Here is a 2,102-nt window from a genome sequence, read left to right as displayed (position 1 = left end):
TGGTGGGCGATACCGGGCTTGAACCAGTGACCCCCTGCTTGTAAGGCAGGTGCTCTCCCAACTGAGCTAATCGCCCTCAGCAACGGAGGCGTATTATAGGTGGCACTCCTTGGGTGTCAACAGGTTTCTCCCTGAAACCGGCCATGTGGCGACTTATCGAACGCCCTGGGCGAAATAGGTTCAGCTTAAGATCGAAGCCGCTGGATTTGCAGACAAATCTCTTGTCAGAACCCCACTCTCTTAGACGTTGTCGGTGCCACCATCCATGGAAACTCATCGCCTCCTTATATAAGCAAAACAGTTTTGGGTTTCCCTGATGGAGTTCTGCTAGAATAGTGCGATTTTCTTCCCACCTCTATAGGTGGGACCACCGAATGAAAAATTCTAGAGAAGGTTATGACTGTTAAAACGCGTTTTGCACCCAGCCCCACGGGATACCTGCACGTTGGTGGTGCCCGTACTGCCCTCTACTCATGGCTCTATGCCCGTAACATGGGTGGCGAGTTTGTACTGCGCATTGAGGATACTGATCTGGAGCGCTCCACCCAGGAGGCCATCGATGCCATCATGGAGGGCATGCAGTGGCTGGGCTTGAACTGGGAAGAGGGTCCTTACTACCAGACCCAGCGTTTTGACCGTTACAACCAACTCATCGATCAACTGATCGAAGAGGGCAAAGCCTACAAGTGCTACTGTACCCGCGAACGCCTGGATGAGCTGCGTGAAACTCAGATGGCCAACGGTGAGAAGCCGCGTTACGACGGCACCTGTCGCGACGGCGCCGATCAGGATGCTCCTTTTGTTATCCGCTTCCGCAACCCAGTCGAAGGTACCGTGGTATTTGAAGACCACGTTCGTGGCCGCATCGAAATTGCCAACGACGAGCTGGACGATCTGATTATTCGCCGTACCGATGGCTCTCCTACCTACAACTTCTGTGTAGTAGTAGATGATTGGGACATGGGCATCTCCCACGTGGTGCGAGGCGAAGACCACATCAACAACACCCCGCGCCAGATCAACATCTATAAGGCGCTGGGTGCACCGGTTCCCGAGTTCGCCCACGTTTCCATGATCCTGGGTGACGACGGTGCCAAGCTGTCTAAGCGCCATGGTGCCGTGAGCGTAATGCAGTACCGTGATGACGGTTACCTGCCTGAAGCTTTGCTCAACTACCTGGTTCGTCTGGGTTGGTCCCACGGTGATCAGGAGATCTTTACCCGCCAGGAGATGATCGATCTGTTCAGCCTGGACGCCATCAACAAGTCCGCTTCTGCTTTCAATACTGAGAAGCTGTTGTGGCTCAACCAGCACTATATGAAGAGCATGGACCCAGCTTATGTTGCCGAGCACCTTCAGTGGCACATGCAGGATCAGCAGATCAATCTGGAGAACGGTCCGGCGCTGGAACAGCTGATCACAGTGATGGCCGAGCGCTGCCAAACCCTGAAAGAGCTGGCTGCTTCCAGCCGCTACTTCTATGAGGACTTCGAAGAGTTTGACGCCACCGCCGCCAAGAAACACCTGCGCCCGGTAGCTCAGCAGCCCCTGGAACTGGTAAAAGCCAAGCTGGAAGCACTGGAAGAGTGGAGTGCCGAAGCCATCCATCAGGCCATTCAGGACACCGCGTCTGAACTGGAGCTGGGCATGGGTAAAGTTGGCATGCCTCTGCGTGTTGCCGTGACCGGCGCTGGCCAGTCTCCAGGCCTGGATCAGACCCTGCTGTTGATAGGTCGTACAAGGTCTGTGGCCAGAATCACCAAGGCGGTTGAATTTGTAGCAAACAGAGCTAATTCCTGAAAAACCGGTTGACACATTTTGGGGGCGTCCATACAATGCGCCTCGCACTCAGGGAATGCTTCCCAGGATGTGCAGCCAAGCTTGGGGCTATAGCTCAGCTGGGAGAGCGCTTGCATGGCATGCAAGAGGTCCACGGTTCGATCCCGTGTAGCTCCACCAAGTTTAAAAAGGGTCGCAGATATGCGGCCTTTTGTTTCCACCTGAATAAGGTGTGAAGCAGTCCAGGGTCCCCTTCGTCTAGAGGCCTAGGACACCGCCCTTTCACGGCGGTAACAGGGGTTCGAATCCCCTAGGGGACGCCA

The 2,102-nt window shown here is 54.9% G+C and carries 1 protein-coding gene and 3 tRNA genes; 3 read left to right on the top strand and 1 reads right to left on the bottom strand.

Annotated elements, in window-relative coordinates; genetic code table 11:
• Window positions 1–76, bottom strand: a tRNA-Val gene (locus G505_RS0117670).
• A 320-nt stretch (window positions 77–396) separates the two neighbouring features.
• On the opposite strand from G505_RS0117670, the gene gltX reads away from it, so the two are divergent.
• From gltX to G505_RS0117655, 3 genes are all read left to right on the top strand, one after another.
• Entirely contained in the window at window positions 397–1,800 is a 1,404-nt protein-coding gene (gltX, locus tag G505_RS0117665; protein WP_028110738.1) for a glutamate--tRNA ligase, read from the top strand.
• Between the two features lie 83 nt (window positions 1,801–1,883).
• Window positions 1,884–1,959: transfer RNA gene (locus G505_RS0117660), tRNA-Ala, on the top strand.
• 67 nt (window positions 1,960–2,026) lie between these two features.
• Window positions 2,027–2,102 (top strand) — tRNA-Glu (locus G505_RS0117655).

This window comes from Ferrimonas futtsuensis DSM 18154, from assembly GCF_000422645.1.
Lineage (GTDB): Bacteria > Pseudomonadota > Gammaproteobacteria > Enterobacterales > Shewanellaceae > Ferrimonas > Ferrimonas futtsuensis.
This window is presented reverse-complemented; position numbering and strand designations above follow the sequence as displayed.

Excerpts from the sequence above, each read along its gene's own strand:
- gltX (WP_028110738.1), top strand. The coding sequence starts at position 397 with ATGACTGTTAAAACGCGTTTTGCACCCAGCCCCACGGGATACCTGCAC.